This is a genomic window from Mesorhizobium sp. M8A.F.Ca.ET.021.01.1.1, assembly GCF_003998025.1.
GTDB lineage: Bacteria > Pseudomonadota > Alphaproteobacteria > Rhizobiales > Rhizobiaceae > Mesorhizobium.
In genome coordinates, this window is sequence record NZ_RZSJ01000702.1 from 1 (window position 1) to 2889 (window position 2889).

3 protein-coding genes are annotated in these 2889 nt (G+C 63.0%); all 3 read left to right on the forward strand.

From position 1 onward, the window contains the following. The first annotated feature begins 2 nt into the window (after positions 1–2). Complete coding sequence (gene rsmG / locus EOA36_RS32480; RefSeq protein ID WP_127280904.1) at positions 3–611, forward strand: 16S rRNA (guanine(527)-N(7))-methyltransferase RsmG; 609 nt, start codon at positions 3–5, stop codon at positions 609–611. Between the two features lie 55 nt (positions 612–666). Further along, the gene (locus EOA36_RS32485) at positions 667–1467 is read left to right on the forward strand and encodes a ParA family protein (protein WP_031251964.1); all 801 of its coding nucleotides are present in this window, start codon (positions 667–669) and stop codon (positions 1465–1467) included. 67 nt (positions 1468–1534) lie between these two features. Further along, the gene (locus EOA36_RS32490) at positions 1535–2419 is read left to right on the forward strand and encodes a ParB/RepB/Spo0J family partition protein (protein ID WP_127280905.1); all 885 of its coding nucleotides are present in this window, start codon (positions 1535–1537) and stop codon (positions 2417–2419) included. The last annotated feature ends 470 nt before the right edge of the window (positions 2420–2889 follow it).

The following is a 2889-nucleotide window of genomic DNA, read 5'->3' on the forward strand; positions in this document are numbered from 1 at the left end:
GCCTGCAACACGCTGCCGGTCCGGTTTCACGTGAAACATTCGAGCGCCTGGTGGCGTTCGAAGACATGTTCCAGAAATGGAATCGCAGCATCAATCTCGTGGCACAGTCGACCGCGGCCGATGTCTGGCAGCGCCACATACTGGACAGCGCCCAGCTCGCACGGATAGAGCCTGAAGCCAGGCATTGGGTCGACATCGGTTCCGGCGGCGGCTTTCCCGGGCTGGTCATGGCTTTTCTGCTCGCCGAGCGCCCGGGGGCCAGCATCCATCTGGTCGAAAGCAACCGCAAGAAGGCCTCTTTCCTGCAGACCGTCATCGGTCAATTCGGCTTGCCGGCGCGGGTCGTGGCGCGCCGTATCGAGGACAGCCATGTGCTTGTTTCGAAGCCGCAAATCGTCACGGCGCGGGCGCTGGCTTCGCTTCCGGTCCTGCTCGACCTGTCCGCGCCATGGCTGACCTCGGGCGCGCGCGGATTGTTCCACAAAGGCCGGGATTACCGCGCCGAAGTGCAAGAAAGCGTTAACCGGTGGACCTTCGATCTGGTAGAACATCCGAGCGTGACCGACGCCAGCGGCGTCATCCTCGAATTGTCCAATGTGCGGCCTGTCTGAACCGAGACCGGCCTGATTATTCGGCGACCCAAAGATGAATTTCTGGCATAAGCCCATGATGAAGAACGGCCCTCGAATCATCACCGTAGCCAACCAGAAGGGCGGTGTCGGCAAGACGACCACCGCCATCAACCTGGCCACCGCGCTGGCGGCGATCGGTGAGAAAGTGCTGATCGTCGACCTCGACCCGCAAGGCAATGCAAGCACCGGCCTCGGCATCGACCGCAAGGACCGGACGGTCTCGTCCTATGATGTGCTGACGGGCGAACTGGACCTGGAAGCCGCGGCCATTCCGACCGCGGTGCCCGGCCTGTCGATCGTGCCCTCGACGCTCGACCTGCTCGGCATCGAGATGGAGATCGCGTCGGCGCCCGACCGGGTCCTGAAGCTGCGCAACGCGCTGCGTGCCGCGACCGAGCGCGGGGCGCCCTTCGGCTATGTGCTGATCGACTGCCCACCCTCGCTCAATCTTTTGACCTTGAATTCCATGGCGGCGGCCGACTCCGTTCTCGTGCCACTGCAATGCGAGTTCTTCGCGCTGGAAGGCCTCAGCCAGTTGCTCGAAACCGTCGAGCAGGTGCGCCGCTCGATCAATCCGGATCTCACCATCCAGGGCATCGTGCTGACCATGTATGACGGCCGCAACAACCTCGCCAACCAGGTGGTGCAGGACGTGCGCGAGCATATGGGCGACAAGGTCTATGAGACCATCATACCGCGCAATGTGCGCGTGTCCGAAGCGCCGTCCTATGGCAAGCCGGCGATCCTCTACGACCTGAAATGCTCTGGCAGCCAGGCCTATCTGCAGCTGGCCTCCGAAGTGATCCGCCGCGAGCGTAAATTGCGCGCCGCTTGATTAGGCAAGATGCATAATCAACAGCCGATTCGATACCGAAACGATTCGAAATAGACGTGGAATAAAGATGAACGAAGATCTCTCGAGGAAAAGACTGGGTCGCGGGCTGGCAGCTTTGATCGGTGAGATCGACCGCCCGGCCGCACCGGAAAAACCGGGCATGAGCGCCGATGGCAAGGTGCCGATCGAGTTCATCAGCGCCAATCCGAAGAATCCGCGCCGGCATTTCGGCGATGCCGAACTGACCGATCTCGCCCAGTCGATCCGCGAGCACGGCGTGGTGCAGCCGGTGGTGGCGCGGCCGTCGCCCAGCGAGGCGGGCCGTTACGAGATCATCGCCGGCGAGCGTCGCTGGCGCGCGGCGCAGCGCGCCGGGCTGACCGAGATCCCGGTCATCATCCGCGATGTCAACGACCGCACGGCGCTGGAACTGGCGATCATCGAGAACGTCCAGCGCGCCGACCTCAATCCGGTCGAAGAGGCGCAGGGCTACCAGCAGCTCATCGACGACCATGGCTATACCCAGGCCGATCTCGGCCAGGTGATCGGCAAGAGCCGCAGCCATGTCGCCAACACGCTGCGGCTGTTGAAGCTGCCCGACGTGATCCGCGACATGCTGGTCGACGGCGCGCTGTCGGCCGGCCACGCCCGCACGCTGGTGACGGCGGAGGACCCCGCCGGCCTTGCCAAGCGCATCGTCGAGGAAGGCCTTTCCGTGCGCCAGGCCGAAGCGCTGGCGCAGATGCCGGCGGGCACACCTTCCAACGGCGCCAAGCCCGCCGCGCCGGCCGCCGAAAAGGACGCCGACACGCTGGCGCTGGAAAAACTGCTCACCGACACGACCGGCATGATCGTCACGGTCGACCACAAGGGCAAGGGCGGGGTGCTGCGGGTTGCGTATCGGAGCCTGGAGCAGCTGGATGAGCTGTGCCGGAGGTTGAAGCAGGATTAGAGGTGGCCCCGGTGATTCACTGGACTACCAATCCGTTCTGACTGTTGTTTCCACGCAGTTAGAGTAATTCCAGGAAAAGTGCGTAGCGGTTTTTCCGGGAGAAGCGCGTAGCGCTTCCCCTTGGGAATCGCGTAAAAACAAGAAGTTAGAGCGAGAGGCCGCGACAAACCTTTCCCGGGATGCTTGGTATTTAGCCGGCGAATGTTTCGCGCGGTTCTCCCTTCTCCCCTTGTGGGAGAAGGTGTCGCCGAAGGCGACGGATGAAGGGTGCTCCAGGGAACGCCAACGTATCACTCCGCTGGAACACCCCTCATCCGTCTCGGCGCTACGCGCCGATCCACCTTTGTATCTACACGAGAGAGATTTCGTGGGATTGAAGCGATTGAGCCAAGGTCCGGGCGGCCGCCCGGACCTTGGCTTGGCGAAGTCGCCCGTACCACCTGAGGTTACAGCCGCGGGAGAGCTTGGGA